General features: G+C 70.0%; 19 protein-coding genes and 1 pseudogene. 10 read left to right on the forward strand and 10 right to left on the reverse strand.

Annotated features, from left to right (window positions below; genetic code table 11):
- Positions 1-5 precede the first annotated feature (5 nt).
- Genes AC6LKG_RS05675 through AC6LKG_RS05700 form a run of 6 tightly spaced genes read left to right on the forward strand, consistent with a single transcriptional unit; the run spans position 6 to position 6,883 of the window.
- On the forward strand, positions 6-542 hold the full coding sequence (locus AC6LKG_RS05675; RefSeq protein WP_498163393.1) for a chemotaxis protein CheW: 537 nt from the start codon (positions 6-8) through the stop codon (positions 540-542).
- Positions 539-1,867 carry a CheR family methyltransferase gene (locus AC6LKG_RS05680; protein WP_498163394.1) on the forward strand — a complete coding sequence of 443 codons (1,329 nt, stop codon included), beginning with the start codon at positions 539-541 and terminating at the stop codon, positions 1,865-1,867. Before AC6LKG_RS05675 ends, AC6LKG_RS05680 begins: the two co-directional genes overlap by 4 nt.
- Complete coding sequence (locus AC6LKG_RS05685; RefSeq protein ID WP_498163395.1) at positions 1,860-2,540, forward strand: chemotaxis protein CheW; 681 nt, start codon at positions 1,860-1,862, stop codon at positions 2,538-2,540. The genes AC6LKG_RS05680 and AC6LKG_RS05685 overlap by 8 nt, the downstream gene beginning before the upstream one ends.
- Positions 2,537-4,789: a hybrid sensor histidine kinase/response regulator gene (locus AC6LKG_RS05690; protein WP_498163397.1), complete on the forward strand. Its 2,253-nt coding sequence runs from the start codon at positions 2,537-2,539 to the stop codon at positions 4,787-4,789. The genes AC6LKG_RS05685 and AC6LKG_RS05690 overlap by 4 nt, the downstream gene beginning before the upstream one ends.
- Positions 4,786-5,802: a chemotaxis response regulator protein-glutamate methylesterase gene (locus AC6LKG_RS05695; protein WP_498163399.1), complete on the forward strand. Its 1,017-nt coding sequence runs from the start codon at positions 4,786-4,788 to the stop codon at positions 5,800-5,802. Before AC6LKG_RS05690 ends, AC6LKG_RS05695 begins: the two co-directional genes overlap by 4 nt.
- 37 nt (positions 5,803-5,839) lie before the next feature.
- Positions 5,840-6,883: a diguanylate cyclase gene (locus AC6LKG_RS05700; protein ID WP_498163401.1), complete on the forward strand. Its 1,044-nt coding sequence runs from the start codon at positions 5,840-5,842 to the stop codon at positions 6,881-6,883.
- A gap of 30 nt (positions 6,884-6,913) precedes the next feature.
- On the opposite strand, the gene AC6LKG_RS05705 is transcribed toward AC6LKG_RS05700, so the two are convergent.
- From AC6LKG_RS05705 to AC6LKG_RS05725, 5 genes are all read right to left on the reverse strand, one after another.
- Complete coding sequence (locus AC6LKG_RS05705; RefSeq protein ID WP_498163403.1) at positions 6,914-8,569, reverse strand: ABC transporter permease; 1,656 nt, start codon at positions 8,567-8,569, stop codon at positions 6,914-6,916.
- Between the two features lie 41 nt (positions 8,570-8,610).
- Positions 8,611-9,582 carry an ABC transporter substrate-binding protein gene (locus tag AC6LKG_RS05710; protein WP_498163404.1) on the reverse strand — a complete coding sequence of 324 codons (972 nt, stop codon included), beginning with the start codon at positions 9,580-9,582 and terminating at the stop codon, positions 8,611-8,613.
- Between the two features lies 1 nt (position 9,583).
- Positions 9,584-10,297, reverse strand: coding sequence for an ABC transporter ATP-binding protein (locus AC6LKG_RS05715; protein WP_498163405.1), 714 nt, complete (start codon positions 10,295-10,297; stop codon positions 9,584-9,586).
- Positions 10,294-11,412 (reverse strand): porin, encoded by a 1,119-nt coding sequence (locus AC6LKG_RS05720; RefSeq protein ID WP_498163407.1) that lies wholly within the window; start codon positions 11,410-11,412, stop codon positions 10,294-10,296. The genes AC6LKG_RS05715 and AC6LKG_RS05720 overlap by 4 nt, the downstream gene beginning before the upstream one ends.
- Positions 11,413-11,574: 162 nt before the next feature.
- Positions 11,575-12,054, reverse strand: a complete 480-nt coding sequence (locus AC6LKG_RS05725; protein WP_498163409.1) for an Lrp/AsnC family transcriptional regulator — start codon at positions 12,052-12,054, stop codon at positions 11,575-11,577.
- Between the two features lie 179 nt (positions 12,055-12,233).
- Between AC6LKG_RS05725 and AC6LKG_RS05730 the strand changes: the two genes are divergently transcribed.
- The gene (locus AC6LKG_RS05730; RefSeq protein WP_498163411.1) at positions 12,234-13,520 is read left to right on the forward strand and encodes a cystathionine gamma-synthase family protein; all 1,287 of its coding nucleotides are present in this window, start codon (positions 12,234-12,236) and stop codon (positions 13,518-13,520) included.
- Positions 13,521-13,610: 90 nt separating this feature from the next.
- Here AC6LKG_RS05730 and AC6LKG_RS05735 read toward each other — a convergent pair whose 3' ends face one another.
- The 5 genes from AC6LKG_RS05735 to AC6LKG_RS05755 are packed head-to-tail and all read right to left on the reverse strand — an operon-like array spanning position 13,611 to position 19,548.
- Positions 13,611-14,639 (reverse strand): XdhC family protein, encoded by a 1,029-nt coding sequence (locus tag AC6LKG_RS05735; RefSeq protein WP_498163412.1) that lies wholly within the window; start codon positions 14,637-14,639, stop codon positions 13,611-13,613.
- Positions 14,632-16,935, reverse strand: coding sequence for a xanthine dehydrogenase family protein molybdopterin-binding subunit (locus AC6LKG_RS05740; RefSeq protein WP_498163414.1), 2,304 nt, complete (start codon positions 16,933-16,935; stop codon positions 14,632-14,634). The genes AC6LKG_RS05735 and AC6LKG_RS05740 overlap by 8 nt, the downstream gene beginning before the upstream one ends.
- 29 nt (positions 16,936-16,964) lie before the next feature.
- Complete coding sequence (locus AC6LKG_RS05745; protein WP_498163415.1) at positions 16,965-17,609, reverse strand: isochorismatase family protein; 645 nt, start codon at positions 17,607-17,609, stop codon at positions 16,965-16,967.
- Positions 17,606-18,679 (reverse strand): 2,5-dihydroxypyridine 5,6-dioxygenase NicX family protein, encoded by a 1,074-nt coding sequence (locus AC6LKG_RS05750; RefSeq protein ID WP_059271050.1) that lies wholly within the window; start codon positions 18,677-18,679, stop codon positions 17,606-17,608. Before AC6LKG_RS05750 ends, AC6LKG_RS05745 begins: the two co-directional genes overlap by 4 nt.
- Positions 18,680-18,714: 35 nt before the next feature.
- Positions 18,715-19,548, reverse strand: coding sequence for an alpha/beta fold hydrolase (locus AC6LKG_RS05755; RefSeq protein ID WP_498163416.1), 834 nt, complete (start codon positions 19,546-19,548; stop codon positions 18,715-18,717).
- A 315-nt stretch (positions 19,549-19,863) separates the two neighbouring features.
- On the opposite strand from AC6LKG_RS05755, the gene AC6LKG_RS05760 reads away from it, so the two are divergent.
- The 3 genes and pseudogenes from AC6LKG_RS05760 to AC6LKG_RS05770 all read left to right on the forward strand — a co-directional run.
- Positions 19,864-21,018 (forward strand): FAD-dependent monooxygenase, encoded by a 1,155-nt coding sequence (locus AC6LKG_RS05760; protein WP_498163418.1) that lies wholly within the window; start codon positions 19,864-19,866, stop codon positions 21,016-21,018.
- Between the two features lie 43 nt (positions 21,019-21,061).
- The gene (locus tag AC6LKG_RS05765) at positions 21,062-21,592 is read left to right on the forward strand and encodes a (2Fe-2S)-binding protein (RefSeq protein WP_498163420.1); all 531 of its coding nucleotides are present in this window, start codon (positions 21,062-21,064) and stop codon (positions 21,590-21,592) included.
- Positions 21,589-22,209: pseudogene (locus AC6LKG_RS05770) on the forward strand (cytochrome c); the annotation flags it as partial. The gene AC6LKG_RS05765 and the pseudogene AC6LKG_RS05770, both read left to right, overlap by 4 nt.

Here is a 22,209-nt window from a genome sequence, read left to right on the forward strand (position 1 = left end):
GCGCCATGGCCGATCTTGCCCCGCTTGCGCCCGCGGCGTCCGCCGCCACCGGCCGGCGCCGGCTGTATCTGCTGTTCCGCATCGGCGCCGACCGCTACGCGCTGGATGCGGCGGACGTGGTCGAAGTGCTGGGCATGCGCGCGTTCAAGCAGGTGCCGGGCACGCCGCCGTGGGTGGCGGGCATGTTCGATTGCCGCGGCGCGGCCGTGCCGGTGATCGACCTGAGCGCGCTGGCGGGCGCCGGCGCGGCGGCCCGGGTCACCAGCACGCGCCTGGCGCTGGCGCGTTACCGGCCGGCGCAGGAACCGCGCGAGCGCCTGCTGGGCCTGGTGTTGGAACAGGCCACCGAAACCGCGCACTATGATCCGGCGGCTTTCCGGCCGCTGGGACTTGAGACGCCGCAGGCCCGCTATCTCGGGCCGGTGCTGAGCGATGCGCGCGGCATGGTGCAGGCGGTCGAGGTGGCCGATCTGCTGCCCGAGCCGGTGCGCGCGCTGTTGTTCGCGGCCGAGCCGGCGGCGGCCGGAGGCGGCCGGCCATGATGATGGTGGAAGACTTCAGCGCGGCGCTCAAGCGCAAGATGGGGCTGGACAGCGGCTCCATCGGCGCCGCCGCCGTCGAGCGGGCGGTGCGCCATCGCATGCAGGCGGTGGGCGTCGACGACGAGCAGGATTACCTGATGCAGGTACAGACCTCGCCGGCCGAGATGCAGCAGTTGATCGAGGCGGTGATCGTGCCGGAAACCTGGTTCTTCCGTTATCCGGAATCCCAGGAGGCGATGGCGACGCTGGCGCGCGAACGCCTGTTCGCGCCGGGCGCCGAGGCCCGCGTGCTGCGCGTGCTGAGCGTGCCCTGTTCGAGCGGCGAGGAACCGTATTCCATCGCCATGGCCCTGCTGGACGCGGGGGTGCCCGCCGCGCGCTTCCAGGTCGACGCCGTCGACATCAGCGAACGCATGGTCGAATTCGCGCGGCGCGCCCGCTATGGCCGCAATTCGTTTCGCGGCGCGAACCTGTCATACCGTGACCGTTATTTCACCGAGACTCCCGACGGCCATCAACTGGCGGATGGGGTCAAGGCGCGGGTGCGGTTCCTGGCGGGCAACCTGTTCGATGCCCAGTTGCTGGCCAACGTCCAGCCCTACGATTTCGTTTTCTGCCGCAATTTGCTGATCTATTTCGACGCGGCCACGCAGGAGCGCGCGGTCGCCATCCTGAGGCGTTTCGCGCGCCGCGACGGCGTGCTGTTCGTGGGACCGGCCGAAACCAGCTTGATGACGGCACGGCGCCTGGTGGCGGTGCCGCTGGCGCGCGCCTTCGCCTTCCGCGCGGAACCGGCTGTGCGGGAAGAGGCCGCCAATCCCGCTTCCTGGACGCCTCGGCCGCCGCCGGGCCGCGCGCGCGTTGATACCCTGATACCGCGCGCCGTGCCGCCGCGGCCTGTCGTGGCCGCGACACCCGCCTGGCTCGGACGGCCGTCGGGCGCCGCGCCGGCTGTGGCCTTGGCGCCCGCCGCCGCCATGAGCCCCGTCCCGGCCGCCGTGGCCGCCGCCACGATCGAGACCGACCTGCGCGCCATCGCCATGCTGGCCGACCAGGGGCGGGTGGACGAGGCGATGGCGCGCTGCCGCGCGCACCTCGATCAGCACGGCGCCAGCGCCGAGGCTTTGTACCTGCTGGGCCTGCTGCAGGACGCCAGCGGCGACACGCGCCAGGCCGAAGCCGCCTACCGCAAGGCCCTGTACCTCGATCCGACGCATCACGAAGCGTTGCTGCATCTGGCCGCGCTGATCGCGGCCGATGGCGACCAGGAAGGCGCCCGCCGCCTGCAGGCGCGCGCCGCGCGCCAGGAGGGCCGCCGTGGGTAACGCGCTCGATTCCCTGGCCCGCCTGGCGGAAGTGGACGATTGCTGGAACCGCATCGGCATTCGCGGCGACAAAAGCTGCGAGCACCTGCCCGCGCATGTGCATTGCCGCAATTGCCCGGTCTATGCGGGGGCGGCCAAGCGCATCCTGGACCGCCTGCCGCCGCAAAGCGGCGTCGAGGCTGCCGCGGCCGGCCCGGACGACGCGCCGCAGGCGCGGCTGTCGTCGCTGCTGGTGTTCCGCCTGGGCGGGGAATGGCTCGGCCTGCCGACCCGGGCGCTGGATGAAGTGGCCGCGACCCGCGCGATCCTGCCGTTGCCGCATCGGCGCGACCCGGCGGTGCTGGGCGTGACCAACGTGCGCGGCACGCTGACCGTCTGCGTGTCGCTGGGGCGCCTGCTGGGCCTGGATGGCGCCACCGCCGACAGCGGCCGCGAGCGGCCGGCCACCGCGCGCATGCTGATCTTCGGCGGCGCCGGGCGGGCGGTGGTGTTGCCCGTGGACGAGGTCGAAGGCATCGATGGCGTCGATCTGGAGGCGTTGCTGCCGCTGCCGGCCACGGTCGAGGGCGCCAGCCTGAAATACTCGCGTGGCATGGCGCGCCGCGGCTCGCGCAGCGTCGGCGTGCTGGATGAGACCCTGTTGATGCAAGCCTTGGAACGGAGCCTGGCGTGAACCCGGACCAGATGCGCGATGCCTCGTTGCTGGAACTGTTCCAGTTGGAAACCCGCAATCAGGTGCAGGTGCTGAACAACGGCCTGTTGGCGCTGGAGCACGATCCGACGTCGGCGCAGCACCTGGAGGCCTGCATGCGCGCGGCGCACTCGCTCAAGGGCGCCGCGCGCATCGTCGACCTGCACCCGGCGGTGCGCATCGCGCACGCCATGGAGGACTGCCTGGTGGCGGCGCAGGAAGGGCGGCTGCGCCTGCAGGCCGCCGATATCGACGCGCTGCTGCTGGGCGCGGACCTGCTGCAGCGGGTGGCCATGCCCGGTGCGGAGCTCGGCGAGGAAATCGACGGACTGATTGCCCGGTTGTCGAATGCGCCCAATGCGCCACCGGCCGCGCCAGCGGTGGAGCGGCCCCCCAAGCCTTCGGACTTCCTGCCGCCGATCCATCAGCCGGACGCCGCGCCTGCGCCCGCGCGCCGCAGTTCCGACCAGGCCCTGAGCGAGGGGGAGCGGGTGCTGCGGGTCACGGCCGACACGCTCAACAAACTGCTCGGCCTGTCCAGCGAAACCCTGGTGGAGTCGCACTGGATCGCGCCCTTCAGCGCTTCCATGCTGCGCTTGCGTCGGATGCAGGCGGGCGCCGGCCAGGCGCTGGACAGCCTGCGCGCCTCGCTCGCGGGCGAGTCTGTCGACGCCCGCAGCCGGGCGGCGCTGGACGATGCCCAGCGCATTGTCGAGGCCTGCCAGCAGGAATTGGCGCTGCGCGCCAGCGAAGTCGACCAATTCGGCTGGCGCATGGGCCACCTGGCGCAGCGCCTGTACGACACCGCGCTGGCCTGCCGCATGCGCCCGTTCGGCGACGGCCTGGGCGGCATGGCGCGCATGGTGCGGGACCTGGGACGGTCGCTGGGCAAACAGGTGCGGCTGGAAATCGAAGGGGATTCGACCCAGGTCGACCGCGACATCCTGGACAAGCTGGATGCGCCGCTGATGCACCTGCTGCGCAACGCGGTCGACCACGGCATCGAGATGCCGATGGACCGGTTGGAGGCGGGCAAGCCGGCCGAGGGCCTGATTCGCCTGTCGGCGCGCCACGCGGCCGGCATGCTGCTGATCGAACTGAGCGATGATGGCGGCGGCATTTCGCTGGACCGCCTGCGGCTCGAAGTGGTGCAGCGCAAGCTGACCAACGCCGAGACGGCCGCGCGCCTGAGCGAGGCCGAACTGCTGGAGTTCCTGTTCCTGTCCGGTTTCAGCACGCGCGGCGAGGTCACCGAGATCTCGGGCCGCGGCGTCGGCCTGGACGTGGTGCAGACCATGGTGCGCCAACTGCGCGGCGCCGTGCGCATCCACCAGCAGACTGGGCAGGGCACGCGCTTCGTGCTGGAGATGCCGCTGTCGCTGTCGGTGGTGCGCAGCCTGCTGGTCGAGGTGCAGGGCGAGATCTACGCGTTTCCGCTGGCCTACGTCAGCCATGCCTTGCAGGTGCGGGCGCAGGACATCGAGCAGCTCGAGGGACACCAGCATTTCCGTTTCATGGACCGCCAGATCGGCCTGGTGTCGGCGCGCCAGATCCTGCGCGGCGGCGAACCGGCGCCGGCAGCCGAGACGCTGCCGGTGGTGGTGGTGGGCGACCATGACAAGCAGTACGGCATCGCCGTGGACCGTTACGTTGGCGAGCGCACGCTGGTGGTGCAGCCGCTCGACCCGCGCCTGGGCAAGGTGCAGGATGTGATGGCGGGCTCGCTGATGGACGACGGCACGCCACTGCTGATCCTGGATGTCGAGGACATGCTGCTGTCGGTGCAGAAACTGGTGGAGGGCGGGCGCCTGGCGCGGGTCGATGGCGGCGGTCCGGCGGCGCAGGCGCGCCGCCGCAAGCGCGTGCTGGTGGTGGACGATTCGTTGACGGTACGCGAACTGGAACGCAAGCTGTTGCTGAACCGCGGTTTCGAGGTGGCGGTGGCGGTGGATGGCATGGACGGCTGGAACATGCTGCGCAACGAGGCCTTCGACCTGGTGGTGACCGATGTGGACATGCCGCGCATGGATGGCATCGAGCTGGTCTCGCGCATCAAGGCCGATCCCAAGTTGCAAAGCCTGCCGGTGATGGTAGTGTCTTACAAGGATCGCGAAGAGGACCGCCGGCGCGGGCTGGATGCCGGCGCCGACTATTATCTGGCCAAGGGCAGTTTCCACGACGACGCCTTGCTGGACGCCGTGGAAGACCTCATCGGAAAGGCGCGGACGTGAGAATCGGTATCGTCAACGATCTGCAGATGGCGGTGGAAACCCTCAGGCGCGTCATTGCGCTGGAGCCGGGGCTGGAGGTCGCCTGGGTCGCTTCCAACGGCCAGCAGGCGGTCGAGCAATGCGCCCTCGACCGGCCCGACGTGGTGCTGATGGATCTCATCATGCCGGTCATGGATGGTGTCGAGGCCACCCGCCGCATCATGGCCGAAACGCCTTGCGCCATTGTGGTGGTCACGGTGGACGTGGCGCGCCACACCGCGCGCGTGTTCGACGCCATGGGCCATGGCGCGCTGGACGCGGTCGACACCCCGGTGGTCGGGGGCGGCGACCTGCGCACCGCCGCCGCGCCGTTGCTGCGCAAGATCCGCAATATCGGCTGGCTGATCGGCCGCTACGGCAGCAACCGCGCGGCCCTCACGCCGGTGGTCCGCGACACCGTCCAACCTGGCGCCTCGCAGGGCCTGCTGGTGATCGGCGCATCCGCCGGCGGGCCGGCCACCCTGGCACAGTTGTTACGTGATATTCCGGTGACGTTTCCCGCCGGCATCGTGCTGGTGCAGCACGTCGATGCCTCGTTCGCCGCCGGCATGGCGGACTGGCTCAACGACCAGGTCGACTTGCCGGTGCGCCTGGTGCGCGAGGGCGAACGGCCGACGGCCGGGCAGGTGCTGCTGGCCGGCACCGACGACCATCTGCACCTGCTGGCCGATGGTACGCTGCGTTACACCGAGAATCCGAAGGAAAGCCTGTACCGTCCCTCTATCGATGTATTTTTCCATAGCGTTGCGCAGCACTGGCGGGGCCGGGCCGTGGGCGTGCTGCTGACCGGCATGGGGCAGGATGGCGCGCGCGGCCTGAAGGCGCTGCGCGATCGCGGCTGCCTGACCATTGCCCAGGACCAGGCCACCAGCGCGGTCTACGGCATGCCCAAGGCGGCCGCCATGATGCAGGCCGCCGTTGAAATCAGCCCGCTGCACAAGATCGCTCCCCGGCTGGTCCAGGCGTTTGCCTGAACCGGCTGGCATAGCCAGAAAATCAAGGAAAGACACTATGCATCCTCCCATCGACAGCCCGATCTCTGCCGACCTGAATTCGCATGCGGCCATGGTGCTGCTGGTCGATGACCAGGTCATGGTCGGCGAGGCCATCCGCAGGGCCCTGGCCACGGAGGGCAACATCGACTTCCACTATTGTTCGGACCCCTACAGGGCGCTGACCGTCGCGGTGCAGACGCGGCCCACCGTGATCCTGCAGGACCTGGTGCTGCCGGGCGTGGACGGCCTGAGCCTGGTGCAGGAGTACCGCAACCATCCGGTCACGCGCGACATTCCCATCATCGTGCTGTCGACCAAAGAGGACCCGGCCATCAAGAGCGCCGCGTTCGCCGCCGGCGCCAACGACTACCTGGTGAAGCTGCCTGATTCCATCGAGCTGGTCGCGCGCATCCGCTACCACTCGCGCTCGTACCTGGCGCTGGTGCAGCGCGACGAGGCCTACCAGGCGCTGCGCCAGAGCCAGCAGCAATTGCTGGAAAGCAATATGGAGCTGCGCCGCCTGACCAATTCCGACGGCCTGACCGGGCTGGGCAACCGCCGCTATTTCGACGAATACCTCAATGCCGAATGGCTGCGCGCGCGCCGCGATGGCCGCGAAATCAGCATGCTGATGATCGACGTGGACCATTTCAAGTCCTACAACGATACCTACGGCCACATCGCCGGCGACGAGGCGCTCAAGCGCGTCGCCAACACCATTTTCGCCAGTTGCGACCGCTCCACCGACCTGGCCGCGCGCTTCGGTGGCGAGGAATTCGCGCTGGTGCTGCCGGGCACGCCGGCCGGCAGCGCCCGACTGGCCGCGGAGAAGCTGCGGCGCGCGGTCGAGGCGATGCAGATTCCACGCAAGGACGTGGGGGGCGGCCCGTGGCTGACCGTCAGCATCGGCTCGGCCACTGCCGTGCCAATGGCCGATAGGCCCTGCACCGACCTGATCCAGGTTGCCGATCGCGGCCTCTACCAGGCCAAGCACCAGGGCCGCAACCGCGTGGTGCAGGGCGAAATGCCCGCGTCCGGCGAGGCGCCCGCGCCGGCCTGAGGCGGTGCCCGGGCGCAGCCGCGGCGCGTATCAGGCGCGCGCGTCGCGCCGCATCGCAGTGGCCGCCAGCATCAGCGCCAGGCTGACGCCGACTGCCACCGCGGCCATGGCCATGCCTTCGCCGACCGAACCCTGCTCGAACTGCCGCCACACGAACACCGATACCGTCTGCACGCCGGCCGGCGCCAGCAGTAGCGAGGTGACCAGTTCGCGCGAAGCCACCGCGAACACCATCAGCATGGATGCCGCCAGGCCCGGCATTACCAGCGGCAGCACCACCCGGCGCAGCGCCGCGGCGGCGCTGGCGCCGTGCACGCGCGCGGCCGCTTCGAGGTTGGTGCCGATCTGCGCCAGCGCCGCGCTGACATAGCGCACCGGATACGGCAGCAGCAGGCAGGTGTATGCCAGCAGCAGGATGCCCCAGGTGCCATACGGCGAGGCCGGCCAGAACGGCTGGTTCCAGGCCAGGATCAGGCCGACCCCGACCACCACGCCGGGCAGCGCCGCGGGCAGCAGCGCCAGCGCGTCGATGAGGGCCGCGCCCGGCACATGGCGGCCCGCCACGCACCAGGCCGCCAGCAGGCCCACGGCGCCCGCCGCCAGCGCGGTGCCGGTGGCCAGCAGCAGGCTGGTCGAGAGCGCCTGCCAGGCCTCGCCGCCGGCCTGGAACAGGGCCGCGAAATTGGCCAGGGTCAGGTTGTCCGGCGACAGCCCGGCCGAGACGTGGCGCGTCAGGGCCGCGGCCAGCATCGACGCCAGCGGCGCCGCCACCGCCACCAGCGCCACCGCCGCGAACAGGCCCAACACCGGCCAGCGCCAGGCGCCCAGCCGGCCGCGCGCCAGCGGCGCCGGTTTGCCAGTGGCGGTCTCGAAGCCGCGTCCGGCGACCAGCGCGCGCTGCACCGCGTAGGCCGTCAGCGCCAGCGCCACCAGCACCAGCGACAGCAGCGCCGCGCCCGGCAGGTCGATGGGCCAGTCGGCCAGGCGCCGCTCGATGGCGGTGGTCATGACGGCCACGCCGGCCTGGGCGCCGAGTGCCGCGGGCACGCCGTATTCCTCGATCGCCAGCGTGAAGGCCAGCAGCAGGCTGGCGCCGATGGCCGGCAGGGCCAGCGGCAGGGTCACGCGCAGGAAGGCGCGCCAGGGGCCCGCGCCGAACACCCGCGCCACCTCGGCCAGCCGGGCGCCGCTGGCGGCCATGCTGCGCGAGACGGCGAAATACACCACCGGAAAGATCGCCAGGCCCATTGCCAGCGTTACGCCGGCGGGTGAGAACAGCAGCGGCCCGAGGTTGAAGCCAGCCAGTTGTTGCAGGTAGCCGCGCGGCTGCAGCGCCATGGTCCAGGACAGCGCCGCGATATACGGCGGCAGCAGGAACGGCACCAGGAACAGCAGGTCCCACAGCCGCGCCAGCGGCACCTGGAACAGGCCGCGCAGCGCGCCCAGCGGAATGCCGATCGCGGCGCTGACGGCGGCCACGCCCAGGCCCAGCTTGAGCGTGCCGCCCAGCAGGGTCAACGCGGCCGGCGTGGCCAGGGTGGCGGCCCAGGCACCGAAGGGGTCGCGCAGCGAGCCTTCGGCCAGGTGGGGAAACACGGCTTGCAATGCGACAAAGGCCATTGGCAGGGCGACGAGCACGCCCAGGGCGGCCACGGTGATGGCCGCCAGGAGGAAAACGCTTTTCATGGTCGGAGGAAGGGGGCCGGGCGTGCCGGCCCCCCGGCCTGTCAGTGTTGGCCGAACAGGCGCGCGAAACGCGCCAGCACCTCGGCGCGCGAGGCGCCGGGCGCGGTCTCGGGCAGCAGGGTCAGGTCCTTGAACAGCGGCCGCTTGCCGGCCACGTCCTGGCGCGCCGGCATCAGCCAGGCGTCCGCGACGGCGCGCTGGCCGTCCTCGGACAGCACGTAGTCGATGAACTGACGGGCCTGCTCGGGCACCTTGGTGGTCTTCAGGATCATCATCGGGCGCGGCGCGATGGCGGTGCCGCTGGACGGGAAGATCACCTTGATCGACTCGCCTTTCTCGACGCTGGCGTACGACACGTAGTCGACCGCGCCGAACACAGCCGCCTTGGCGCCTTGCAGCACCGGCGTCAGCGCCTGGGCGTTGGGGCCGGAGATGGTCATGCCGTTGTCGCGCAGCGTCTCGAACAGCTTCCAGGCCGCCTCGCCCTGGGCGCTCTGCAGGCCCAGCAGCAGGTCGAGCGAGGCGCCCGACAGGGCCGGGTCGGGCGTGGTGACCTGTTGCCTGAACTGCGGGCCGGTCAGGTCGGCCCAGTCGCGCGGCTCGGGCGTGCCGCTGCGCGTGTTCCAGACGATGCCCAGCGCCGAGATGCCCTGCGCCACGTAGGTCGGGGTCTTGAAGCGGGCCGGCACCTGGGCCGCGTTGGGGCTGTCATGGGCCAGCAGCCAGCCGCGCTGGTCCAGGTCCTGGGCGGTGTCCCAGGACGCCGAGATCAGCACGTCGGCGCGGGGGTTGGCGGACTCGGCCTCGAGCCGCGCCATGACCTTGCCGGTGGTGGCCTGGAACACGTCGACCTTGATGCCGGTCTTCGCGTGGAAGCCGGCGGCCAATTGCTTGATCAGGGCGCCGGGGCCCGCGGTGTAAACGGTCAGCGCCTTGGCCTGGCCGGCGGCCAATCCGAACGAAAGCGTCATAAAGAACGTGGCAAGTAGTTTGGAAAAGGGTGCGTGGGACATTTTAGGCAGAGTCCTGGGGGTTGGACACCGCGAGGTCGGCGATGCGGCCGTGCGCCATGCGGGCAATCGTGTGCGCCAGGGCATGGGCTTCCTCGTGGTCGTGGGTGACATAGACGGCGGTGGTGCCGAGCCGGCGCAGCAGCGCGCCGATTTCGACGCAGAGCGATTCGCGCAAGGCGCGGTCCAGGTTGGACAACGGTTCATCGAACAGCAGCACGCGCGGCCGCGCCACGATGGCGCGGGCCAGCGCGACGCGCTGCTGTTGGCCGCCGGACAGTTCGGAGGGCCGGCGCGTGGCGTGCGCGTCCAGCCCGACCAGGGCCAGGGCTTCCCGCACCCGCGCCGGCCGCTCGCGCCGGGCGACGCCGCGCATTTCCAGCGGAAAGGCGACGTTGCCGGCCACGCTCAGGTGCGGCCACAGCGCGTAGTCCTGGAACACCATGCCGAGGCCGCGGCGTTCCGGCGGCTCGTGGCGCCGCGCGTCGCAGACGACGGCATCGCCGAAAGCGATGCTGCCGGCCTGCGGCCGCAGCAGCCCGGCGAGCGACTTGAGCAGGGTGCTCTTGCCGCAGCCCGACGGGCCCAGCAGCGCCAGGACGGTGCCCGCGGGCACGTCCAGGTCGACGCCGTCCAGCACGGTGTGGCCGTTGAAGGCGTGGCGCAGGCCGCGCACGGCGATCGCCGTGCCGCCCGCGCTTGGGGCGGGCGCGTTCAAAACCGGTGCCGCAGGCCGAGGTTCAGGCCGAACTGGTTCTTGCCCGGCTCGACGTTGGCGCCGTACTTGCCACCGATCACGCTCTGCGCCGATTTGTCGTCGTTGACCGCATAGGCCGCGACGGCATAGACCGTGGTGCGCTTGGACAGGTCATACTCGTTGCCCAGGACGAACATGGTGGACTTCTGGCCGGTGCCGGCGGCCTGCGCGGCCGGGCACACGGCATTGTTCATGTCGTCGCAGACCGAGTCGTTCAGGTGATACACCGCGAACGACAGGCGGTTGTTCTGCACCGGCCGGTAGGCCACGCCCAGCCACGTCAGGTTGTTCCTGTAGGTGCGCTGCGTCAGCTTCTGTTCCAGCCAGCGGTAGCCGGCGTAGACCTTGACGTCCTCGAAGTCGTACGACAGGCCGGCCACGATGCGGTCTTCGCGGTTGTCGCTGTTGGCGCCCTTGGCGGGTTTGTCGGCGTGCTTGGCGTGGTACAGCAGGGCGGCGCTGAGGCCGCCGGACTGGTAGCGCGCGCCGCCGCCAAACATGCGGCCCAGGGTCTTGTCGTTGAACGACTGTTCGTTGTTCCAGCCGAAGCTGTAGTAGCCGCCGACGGACACGGGCCCGAACTTGCCGACATACATCACCGCGTTGTCGGTGCGATCGGAGAAGGCCGGGTCGGGGCGCTTGATCGAGAAATTGGCGTTGTCCAACGGGTTGTACTTGCTCATCCAGTCGATCATCAGCGTGTTGTGGCGGCCCAGCGTCAGGCGGCCCAGCGTCTTGCTCGACAGGCCGACATAAGCCTGGCGGCCGAACAGGCGGCCGCCCTGCAAGGTGCCGCCGTTGCCTGAGTTGAAGCCGTTTTCCAGCACGAACACCGTCGCCAGGCCATTGCCCAGGTCTTCGGTGCCGCGCAGCCCCCAGCGCGACCCGTTCAGGTTGCCGGCGCTCATGCCCGTCTTGCTGTTGCCGCTGGGGCCATTGCTGAGATATTGCAGGCCGGTGTCGATCAGGCCGTAGAGCCGGACCGTGCTGGAGGCGGCCGTCGCCGCGAGGGCGGGAGAGAGTGTGCAGACGGACAGGCAGGCGCCAGCCGCCGCGATGCGGAGAGTCGATTTCATGACAGGAAGTCCTCTTTGGGATTCAATCGGAATCGACACTCTAGGGGCGGGTCGCTACAGCTTCGTGACACGCCGCGATGCGCGGCGGCAGGGGACCGGCGGCGCGCGGCCGCCCGGGATGGTGTTGGCGGCTTTCGTTGCGGCCCCGGGGCCGCCGGCCATTCAGAAATGCAGTTTGGTCGACGACTTCACTTCGTGCATCGACAGGGTGCTGAGCAGTTCCTTCACGCCGGGCAGGGTGCGCAGCCGGTTGCGCACGAACTCGGAATAGGCGTCGAAGTCGCGCGCCACGATGTGCAGCAGGTAGTCGTGTTGGCCGGTGGTGTTGTGGCAGGCCAGCACTTCGGGCATGGCGGCCACCGCCGCTTCAAAGGCGTGGCAGGTTTTCTCGGTGTGGTTTTCCAGCGAGATGCTGACGAACGCCACCACGCCCATGCCGAGCGCGCGGCGGTCGAGAATGGCCTGATAGCCGCGGATGACACCAGAGGTTTCCAGGCGCTTGAGGCGCTTCCAGCAGGGCGAGGCCGACAGCGACACGCGCTCGGCCAGTTCGGCGTTGGAGAGCCGGCCATCTTCTTGAAGGATTTTCATGATTTTCCAATCGATCGCGTCAAGTTGATGTAACAAGGCAGTCTCTTTCATGGTTTTCTATATATGGGAAACAATGTTTCCAATTATGCTTTTTAAGAAGCATAAATGGAAAGAACATTGTGGCCGGACAAGCCCATACTCGCTGCATCGCCCGGCCGGCGGCGCTATCGTGTCCCTACCCGTGATACGTCCCGCCCGGTAGGCCCGCAATTCCCCCAGAGAGGCACGCCATGAGTTATTCCAGCTATCACAAGAAAGACATTTCCGGCCGTCCGCTGCATGCCGAAACGCAGATGATGTCGTACGGCTTCGATCCTTTCCTGTCCGAAGGCGCGGTCAAGCCGCCGGTATTTCTCACGTCCACCTTCGCCTTCCGCTCGGCCGAGGACGGCGCCGAGTTCTTCGACCTGGTGGCGGGCCGCAAGCCGCTGCCGCAGGGCGAGTCGGCCGGGCTGGTGTACAGCCGCTTCAACCATCCCAATCTGGAAATCGTCGAAGACCGCCTGTCGCTGCTGGATGGCTCGGAGGACGCGGCGGTGACTTCCAGTGGCATGTCGGCGATCAGCGCGGTGTTCCTGGCGTTCCTGCGGCCTGGCGATCAACTGGTGCAGTCGGTGCCGCTGTATGGCGGCACCGAAACCCTGATCTCCAGGATCTTCCCGGAATGGGGCATCGGCTCGCATCCGATCCACGATGGCCTGTCGGCGCAGAGCATGCGCGACGCGCTCGAAGCGGCCGCGGCCAAGGGGCCGGTCAAGCTGTTCTACGTGGAAACGCCGGCCAATCCGACCAACGCGCTGATCGACTTCCAGGCCATGAAGGCCGAGCTGGACGCGTTCGCCGCGCGCCACGGCTACCGGCCGATCTCGGTGTGCGACAACACGCTGCTGGGTCCGATCTTCCAGAAGCCGGTCGAGCATGGCGTGGACCTTTGCGTGTATTCGCTGACCAAGTACGTGGGCGGCCACAGCGACCTGGTGGCCGGCGCGGTCACCGGCAGCAAGGACCTGATCAAGAAGGTGCGGGCCATCCGCAGCGCGTTCGGTTCGCAGTTGGACCCGCATTCGTGCTGGATGATCACGCGCTCGATGGAAACCGTGGTGCTGCGCATGAAGCAGGCCGCGCGCAGCGCCACCCGGGTGGCGCAATGGCTGGCGGGCAACCCGCACGAGAAGGTGCGCATCTACCACCCCGAGACCATCGCCGACGCAGCCTACCAGGCGGTCTACAAGCGCCAGTGCACCGGACCGGGCTCGACCTTCGCCTTTGTGCTGGATGGCGGCCGCGCCAAGGCGTTCCGCTTCATCAACGCGCTGCGGCTGTTCAAGTCGGCGGTGAGCCTGGGCGGCACCGAATCGCTGGTGTGCCATCCGGCCTCGACCACGCACTCCGGCGTGCCGGCGGCCGAGCGCGACGCGGCTGGCGTGTCCGAGGGGCTGATCCGCGTTTCCATCGGCCTGGAGCATGAGGAAGACCTGATCGCCGACATGGACCAGGCATTCCGAAGCCTGGGCTGAGCCGCGGGCGCGCGAGGCCGCGCGGGCAGGGCCGGCGCGGCCCGGCGATGGCTGGCATCGCCCGGGGCGCGGCCGCGCCCGGCGGCCGGATCAGGTGCGGCAGGCATCGGCCGTCATTGCCGCATCGGCCCGGCCGCGCGCCTTGCCGGCGGCTACGCTTTCCAGCCGTTCCGGCGCCACGCCGTTCTTGGCGGCGACGATCTCGGCCATGATCGACAGCGCGATTTCGGCAGGCGTCTTGCTGCCGATGTAGACCCCGGCGGGGCCGCGCAGCCGGCGCAAGGCCTCATCATCCAAGCCGAAATGCTCGCGCAGCCGCGCGCGGCGCGTGTCGCTGTTGCGGCGCGAGCCGATCGCGCCCACGTAGAACGCTTGCGACTGCAAGGCGTCGATCAGCGCCAGGTCGTCGAGCTTGGGATCGTGGCTCAGCGCAATGATGGCGGTGCGGCGGTCGGGCCGCAGGCGCAGGATCAGGTCATCGGGCATCTCGCGGCTGTGGACCGCGCCCGGTATCGTCCAGGCCGGAGATTGGGTGTCGCGCGGATCGCAGACGATGATCTCGAAGCCCAGTGTCTGTGCGATCTGGCATAGATAGCCGCTGGTGTCGCCCGCGCCGATCACGATCAGCCGCACCGACGGGCCGAAGTGCGAAGTGAAGGTGGCGGCCGTCAGGCGCGGCAGGGCGTCGGCGGGCCCGCGGCGCAGGCTGACAGCGCCGGATGCCAGGTCCAGCTCGCGTTCGATGCAATCGCGGCGCAGGCAGTGTTCCAGCAGCGCAGGCAACTGGCTGGCGGGGCCGATGCCTTCCATCACCAGTTCCAGGGTGCCGCCGCAGGGCAGGCCGAACTGGCGCGCCTGGTCGGCCTGCACGCCGTAGCGCAAAACCTCGGGCCGCGCCGGCAGGACCGCGCCGGCGCGCACGCGTTCGACCAGGTCGTCCTCGATACAGCCGCCCGACACGGAGCCGGCCACTTCGCCGCGGCAGTTCAGGGCCATCAACGCGCCCGGCGGCCGGGGCGACGAGCCCCAGGTGCGCGCCACGGTGACCAGCCATGCGGGAATGCCGTCGCGCTGCCATTGCGCGGCCTGTTGCAGCACCTGGGTGTCGATATCAAGCATGCGGACCTCGGCCGGGGAGGGATTGGGCGAGCGTGGCGCGCACCGTGTCTGGCGTGAACGGCGCCTGGTAAAAGCGCCGTCCGGTGGCGTCGAACAGGGCGTTGGCCAGGGCCGCCGGCCCCGGGATCGAGGCCGACTCGCCCGCGCCCATGGGCGCTTCGTCCTGGCGCGGCATCAGCAGCACGTCGATGGGCGGCAGGTCCTTGAAGCCGATGATGGGGTAGCCGCCCCATTCGCGGCTGGCCACGCCGGCCGCGTCGAATTGCACGCGCTCGAGCAGGCAGCGGCTCAGGGTCTGGTTGACGTTGCCGTGGATCTGGTGGCGCACGCCGTCGGGGTTGACGATCATGCCGGTGTCCTGGCCAACCACCACGCGCGTGATGGCGATGCGGCCGCTGGCGGGGTCCACGCTCAGGTCAACGGCCCAGGCCGCCCAGGCGGCGCCGAAGCCGGGGAACTTGCTGTGCACGTAGCGCGCGTAGGCCACGCCGCGCCCATGCAGGCGGCCGTCGGCGCCGGGCTGGCCACGGCTGCCCGCCACGCCGGCCTGCCAGCCGGCGCGCGCCGCCGTCGCCTCCAGCAGCGCGATGGCGCGCGCATCGTCCAGGTGCTTGAGCCGGAAGGCGACCGGGTCGGCGCCCGCCGCCTCGGCCAGCTCGTCGATCATGCAGTCGTGCGCGAACGAACTGGGCAGCGCCGAGACGCCGCGCAGCCACGAGGCGCGCACCAGCGGCGCGGTGTCGTGGCAGACGATGCGGCGGCTGGGGTAGCGATAGGGCGGCACGGAGGTACGGTCGCCCATTTCCAGCACGCGCGGCTCGCCCGGCACGGCGCCGGTCAGCAGCAGCGCCAGCAGCGGCGCGTCGTTGGACGGATAGCGCACCTCGAAGTCATAGGCCAGCAGCCGGCCGTCGTCGTCCAGCGCGGCGGCCACGTCCATCAACTGGCCGGTGCCCTTGGGTTCCCACTGGTGTTCCTGGTCGCGCATCAGTTGCACCCGCACCGGCGCGCCGACGGCGGCCGACAGCAGCGCGGCGTCGGCGCAGACGTCGTCGGCGCAGTTGCGGCCATAGCAGCCGGCGGCCTCCATGCGGATGATCTCGATGCGGTCCTCGCCCAGCTTGAGCAGGCGGTTCAGGTCCGCGCGCAGCATGTGCGGATTCTGGGTGCCGGCCCACACGGTGAGGCGGCCGTCGCGATGGTCGGCCACCGCGCAGGACGGCCCGATGGACGCATGCATCTGGTAGGGCCAGACGTAGGTGCGGCGCAGGCGCACTGGGGCGGCGTCGCAGGCGGCCTTGACGTCGCCTTCTTCCAGCAGCAGCCGGCGGCGCGCGGGGTTGGCGCGGATGGCGCTGGCCAGGTCGTCCAGCACGGGCGCGGGCGGCACCGGTTTCCAGCGCACCTTGAGCGCGCGCATGGCGGCTTCGGCCTGTTCCTCGCGGTCGGCCACCACGCCGATGAAATCGCCTTGTACCACCACCTGGACGCGGCCCGGCAGGTGCGCGACGGAATCGCTGTCGACGCTGATCAGGCAGCGGCCGATGAAGTCGCCGGCGTCGCGGCCGGGGTGCGGCGGGCGCACCACGCGGCCATGGCGCATGCCGGGCACGCGCACGTCGTGCACGAAGCTCAGTTCGCCGGTGGCCTTGGCCGGAATGTCGACGCGCGCGACGGCGCTGCCGACCACGGTGTAGTCGCGGGCCGGCTTGAGCCGCACCTGGGAATCATCGGTGGCCAGCTCCAGCCGGGTGTGCCGGCCCTGCACCAGTTGACCGTAGTGCAGGGCGCGTTCGTCGCCCGCATCGGCGGGACGCACGATGCCGTCGCGCAGGCGCAGCGTGTCCGCCGCCACGCCCCATTGCCGCGCGGCCCGCGCCAGCAGGCGCTCGCGCGCCTGGGCGGCGGCGCGGCGCAACGGGGCGGCCGAGATCTGGATGCTGGCGCTGGCGATGGTGGGCCCCTGGTTGGGGGTGGCGTTGGTGTGGCCCAGCACCATTTCCAGCCGCGCCATCGGCACGTGCAGTTCCTCGGCCACGATCTGCGCCAGCGCGGTGCGGATGCCGGTGCCCAGGTCGACGTGACCGTTGAAGGCCAGCGCGCGCCAGCCGCCCGGCGCGGCCTCATCGGCCAGCACCGCCACGAAGACCTCGGGCGTGTCCTGCACGTAATCCGAGACCACGCCCGGCTGCCCGGGCGCCGGGCGCGGCGGCGCGGTGGGGGCGCGCACGACCAGCAGCGCGCCGGGGTGGCTCAGCAGCGCGTCGTGCAGCGCGCGGGGATGGGGCAGGTTCATGGGCGAAGGCGATCCGGGCCGATCAAGGATTATGCCGCCAGCGCGCCGATGTCGGCCAGGGCCTGCTCCAGCGGCATGACGGCGGCGTACTTCTGCGCCATGTCGAACAGGTTGGCCTCGTGCGGTCCGAGCGCGCGGTCGCCGCAGCAGTCGGACACCACCAGCGGCCGCAAGCCGGCCTGCATGGCGTCGACCACGCTGGCGCGCACGCAGCCGCTGGTGACGCAGCCGGCCACCACCAGCGTCTGCACGCCGCGCTGCGCCAGCCACGGGGCCAGCATGGTGCCGTAGAACGCTGACGGCGTGCTCTTGCGCACCACGTATTCGCCGGGCGCGGGGGCCAGCTGCGGCACGATGGCGCTGTTGTGGCTGTCTTCCTTCAGAGTCAGCATGCCCGGCACCTTGAGGCAGAAAATGTTGCTGTCGGCGTCGTCGTCCGAGAACACGATGCGGCTGTGCGCCACCGGCCAGCCCTGTTGGCGTGCGTGCGCCAGCAAGGCGCGGGTGCGCTCGATGGCCTGCGGGATGTTGCCGCCGCCGAACACGGCGGGGTCGGCGAAGCCGTTGACGAAGTCGATGATCAGCAGGCCGAACGGCGCCTTCAGCGGCAGCGGCGTGCCAAAGCCCTGGCGGGCGTAAGCCGAGATATCCCCGGCGGGAACGGTGGTGGTCATGCCAGCTCCTTGCGGCGGGCGGCGCGCGCCAGCCCGGGTTCGTCCTGCACCACGCCGTCGATGACGACGGCGCGATCATCCAGCATCACCGTGCAGTGGCGCATCGGGATGTCGATGTGGCAGGCGGTGGTGCGTTGGCCGCCGGCCTCGTTGTTCGGCCCCATGGACCAAAGGAAGTTGCCCTCGAAGGCGCGGGCGTCCATGCCGATGTGGGTTTCCTTGCCGTAGTGGCCCAGCATCGACCAGTGGGCGCGCGGCTGCAGGCCCCAGCCGATGTGCGAGACGGCGTAGGCCTCGGGGTCTTCGTACGAGGCCATGTAGTCGCGCAGCACCTCGGCCTGCAGGCCGCCCTGGATGCGGGTGACGTAGCCGCGCTCGACGGTCAGCGTGATCGGATCGGTGACGTAGTCCTTCATCGGCAGCAGGATGTCGCCGCGGTCCAGCACCACCTGGCCGTTGCTGTGGCCCTCGTCGGGCCAGGTCAGCACGAAGCCGCTGGGCCAGTGGTCCCAGCGGCCGGGTTCGTCGACGAAGCCGTATTCGGAAATCGCCGGAAAACTGCCCAGGCGGCATTGCAGGTCAGTGCCGGCCCGGGAGGTGATGCGCATCTGGCGCGCCTCGGCGATTTGCGCGGCGGCCGCGCGCACGCGGGCGCGGTCGGCCTCGGTCGGCACCAGGCGGCAGAGGATCTCGGGTGGCTCGACCGCCAGCAGGATCTTGGTGCCGCCCTGCAGGATCTCGTGCTGCTCGGGCGAGAACAGCAGCGTCATCAGGTCCAGCACCAGATCGCTGGCCTTGAGCGCGGCGATGGCTGCCGGGTTGCCGGTCAGCGGCGTGGTGCCCAGGTAGGCCAGCGAGTCGCGGCTGAGGGATTTCTCGCCGTTGACCGGCGGCAGGTCGAGGCGGTTGACGCGCGCGCCCATGTCGCCGGCGGCGGCGATGGCGCAGCGCAGCGTCTGCGGATGGGTGTCGGCGCCGGTGAGCACGGTCACGGTCTGGCCGGCTTCGAGGCGGGAAAGCGTGAGCACCTGTTTCCAGGCGCGGATCAGGTCGATGTCGCTGACGGGCATGGCGGACTCCTGTCGAAGAAGGGGAAGGGCGGGATTCAGCCGCGCGGTTCGAGGAAGTCGCCCAGCGCCTCGTGGAAACCGGCCTCGTTGTCCCACGGGATCATGTGGCCGGCGGCGGGCACGCGCCGGTGCAGGGTGTCGGGCGCCAGGCCCTGCCATTCGGCCACGTCCTCGTCGCCGACCACGCCGCCGTTCTCGGCGGTCATCAGCAACTGCGGCACGCGCACATGCGGCAGGTCGGCATGAATGTCGTCGCGTCCGAAGTCCTCGAAGCTGCGCACGATGGCGGGTTCGTGGCAGGTGTGCAGCCATTGCGCGCGCAGGCGCCGCTGTTCCTCGGTCCAGGTGGGGCAGAAGGCGCGCATGGCCTCGGCGTCCATGCCGTGCGTGGCCTGGCGGATCGAGTCCACGTACCAGGCCAGCTTGGCGGGGTAGGGGCGGCGGCCCGGGCCGGAGACGGGCGGGTCGACGATGACCAGCCGCGTCAGGCCGGCCGGCTGGCTGCGGGCCGCGCGCACCGCGATGCGTCCGCCCATGGAATGGCCCATCAGGGCGTAGCGCTGCAGGCCCAGCGCCTGCGCCAGCGCCAGCACGTCGGCGGCCTGCGCATCCAGGCCGTAGTCCAGCCCGGGGTCGGCGCTGGACAGGCCGCGGCCGCGCACGTCCAGCACATAGGTGTCGTAGCGCTGACCCAGGCGCTCGGCCACGAAGCCCCAGGTCACGGCGGGGCTGGTGATGCCGGGGATCAGGATGAGCGCGTCGCGTTCGGCGCGCGCGCCGCCCGCGCCGCCATAGCGTAGATAGTGCTGGCGGATGCCGTTGGCGTGGACGTTGGCGCCGTACAGGAAGGTGCTGGATGGTTGGCTCATGCCGTGCTCCGGGTGGGTCGATGCCAGGACGGGATCCGGCGGTCATCGCTCGCGCCGCGCAGACGGCGGATCGAGCGTGATGACGCGAAGCGCGGATCCATCTTAGGGTTTTCGATAAATTAAAAAAACAGTGTAGACGCTCTATTCTTGCAAACAGCGAGGTGAATCGCAAAGCCGATGTTCATAGTGGTTTTTACCTATATGTGTATAAAAATGCACTGTTTTGGGCATCTGTGTGCTGTTTCGGATCCATGTTGGTGCCAATTGCCCATCTGGAAAAAATAGAGTGTATGCATAGAAAAGTAGGAGAGCCTCTTGTCTAAATCCCCCCGCATCGCCGTGATCGGCGCCGGCCTCGGTGGCGCCGCCACCGCATCGCTTCTGCTGCAGGAAGGCTTCGACGTGCGCGTGTACGAACAGGCGCCGAGTTTTTCGCGGCTGGGCGCCGGTATCCACGTCGGCCCCAACGTCATGAAGATCCTGCGCCGCATCGGCATCGAGGACGCGCTCAACGCCCAAGGGTCGCACCCCGACTACTGGTACAGCCGCCACGGCCTGACCGGCGACGTGCTGGCGCAGATTCCCCTGGGCGACTATGCCGTCAAGACCTATGGCGCGTCTTACCTGACGGTGCACCGCGGCGACTTCCATGCCTTGCTGATCGAGGCGCTGCCCGAGCGCGTGATGGCGTATTCCAAGCACCTGGTCGGCGTGACCGACCGCGGCGCCGACGTCGAGATGCGCTTTGCCGACGGCAGCGTCGAACACGCCGATATCGTGATCGGCGCCGATGGCGTCAATTCGTGCATCCGCGAGGAACTGCTGGGACCGGAGCCCCCCAAATACGCCGGCTACCTGGCGCACCGCGCGGTGTTCCCGACCCCCGAGGTCAAGGCCGGCATGTTGCCGTTCGACGCCTGCGTGAAATGGTGGACGGACGACCGCCACATGATGACGTACTTCGTCACCAGCAAGGCCGACGAGCTCTACTACGTGACCGGCGTGCCGGTCGAGCAGTGGGACCTGAACGACCGCTGGTTGCCCAGCAGCAAGGACGAGATGCGCGAGGCCTTCCAGGGCTGGCATCCCACGGTGCAGGCCCTGATCGACGCCACCGTCGAGGTCACCAAGTGGTCGCTGCTGGAACGCGATCCGCTGCCGTTGTGGAGCCGCGGCCGCCTGGTGTTGCTGGGCGACGCCTGCCACCCGATGAAGCCGCACATGGCGCAGGGCGCGGCGATGGCGATCGAGGACGGCGCCATGCTGGTGCGTTGCTTCAAGGAAGTGGGGGCGCATAATCACGAACTGGCTTTCGCGCTGTACGAGGCCAACCGCGCCGAGCGCGCCAGCAAGGTGCAGCGCATCTCGCACGACAACACCTGGCTGCGGACCAACGAGGATCCCAGTTGGTGTTTCGGGTACGACGTGTTCAGCGAGCCGCTGGTCGAACCGAAGGCCAAGGCGGCCTGACGCGTTCGCGCCTTCATCCACCGCACACTTCGCCCCGCACACCATGGAACACGCCGCCACATCCACGCCCGCCCCCGATCCGATCGACCTGAAGGTCAATGGACGCGCCGCGCGGGTGGCGGCGCCGCCGGCCACATCGCTGTTGCTGGTGCTGCGCAACGACCTGGAACTGAACGGTCCCAAGTATGGTTGCGGGCTGGGCGAGTGTGGCGCCTGCACGGTGCTGATCGACGGCGTGGCGGCGCGCTCCTGTGTGATCCCGGTACGGGCGGCGCAGGGGCGCGAGGTCACGACCCTCGAAGGGCTGGGCACGCGCGAGCGGCCCGGTCCGACGCAGCGCGCCTTCATCGAGTGCCAGGCGGCGCAATGCGGCTATTGCCTGAACGGCATGATCATGACGGTCGAGGCCCTGCTGCGGCGCGACCCCGCGCCCACCGAGCAGGCCGTGCGCAGTGAACTGCATCACAACCTGTGCCGTTGCGGCACGCACGTCGAGATCATGCAGGCGGCGCGGCGCGCCATCGCGCTGCGCGCCGATACGCCGCCGCACGGACCGGACGGAGCGCGCGCATGAGCGCCTTGCTGCCCGAAGCCGCGGGTTTTGCCGTCGCGCCGCCTGCCGATTTGCTGCATGGGCTGGCGCTGCGCCCGCCGCTGGCCGGCTGGGACGGCACGCGCTACCGCGGCAGCGTGCTCGACAGCGTGCGCCTGGACGAAGGACGGGCGCAGGCGGGCGTGGTGGCGGTGGTGCGGCGCGAGCATTTCGTGGGCGTGGTGGCGGTGACGCCGCTGCATGCACGCCAGGCGCTGGCCAGCATGGAGCCGGCATGGCGCGGCGACGGGCGGCCGGCGCATGAGGACCCCTGCGCAACCGTCGGCACGGCCGAGGCGCAAGAACGTGAATATATCTGGCAGCCGCCGCAGGCCTGCGGCGACCAGCGGGTGGCCGCCTGGTGCCTGGACGGCCGCCTGACACTGTGGCTGCCCGCGGGCGCCGGCGCGGCGCGTGCCTTGATCCGGCGCGAACTGGCGGCGCTGCTCGACTGGCCGGCGCACGCGCTGCAGGTGGCCTCGTGGCCGGGGATCACGGCGCAGGCGCCAGCGCATGCGCCAGCGCATGCGCTGGACCTGCTGGATGCCGCCGCCGATGCGGCGCTGCTGTCCGAGGCCGTGGGGCGGCCGGTGCTGGTG

Source organism: Achromobacter sp. 46006 (assembly GCF_059761975.1).